Genomic DNA, 838 nt, shown 5'->3' with positions numbered 1-838 from the left:
CCTGCAGCGACACGACGTCCCGCGAAAAGCTGCAGCAGCACGCCGGCCAGCGCGGCGAGCAATGCCAGCGCGACGATTGCAACGATCCGCCAGGGCTGTTTGCCCCAGTGAACCACCGTGAAACCGAGAACATCCTTGAACGCCCGGCCGCCGAAATCGAGTTTTTTTGTATTGGCCATTTGCCAAAGCTCGTGGCGCGAAACGCCGCGAAGCTATCCAGTCAAAAAGAAAATAGAGCGACAGCCGGAGCGCGCCTCATGGAAAAGGCGAACTGATCAGGGACTGTCTGGAATTGGCGCGGGCTTTAGTGCCTGGGCGGACGGCGGCTCAAATGCGTCGCGACGTCGGGGAAAAGACAGCACAAGGGAGAGCGATAGCCATTGCGTACATATGGTGCCTCCCTTTGAGAGATGAACTGCGGTGAAGGATTGAAGTCGGGGTCAAACCGAGTCCTGATTTTATCAGGCGTGTGCGATCCTTGCCAACACCTGCGATCAACTTTCGGCCACCCCACAAGTGAAATTTTGTGCGACGGATTTTGGGCGGTGCGCCGTTTAACGATCAGGGATGACGTGCACGTTGCGCGTCACACAGGCCAGAGGAACCGTTATGAATCTATTGAAGACCCGGGCAGCAATCGTCCTGATTTCGGCCGTTGCAGCGCTCGCGAGCGTTTCGGCGTCCGCGCAGACAATTATTGTTGCGCCCTCCGCCCCTCCGCCGCCGCGCGTGGAAGTCGTACCCGCCGTGCGTCCCGGATACGTGTGGGACGCCGGACACTGGCGCTGGGCCGGCCGCGGCTATGAATGGGTGCCCGGCCACTGGCGGCCGGTTCGCA

The 838-nt window shown here is 60.4% G+C and carries 1 protein-coding gene; it reads left to right on the top strand.

The window, feature by feature from the left end; genetic code table 11:
- Window positions 1-609 precede the first annotated feature (609 nt).
- On the top strand, window positions 610-838 hold a 229-nt coding region (locus ACRXB1_RS36835), incomplete at its 3' end, for a YXWGXW repeat-containing protein (protein WP_449494877.1).

The organism is Caballeronia sp. M23-90 (assembly GCF_053574605.1).
The sequence above is the reverse complement of the archived record's forward strand: the minus strand, read 5'-3'. Positions and strand labels throughout refer to the sequence as shown.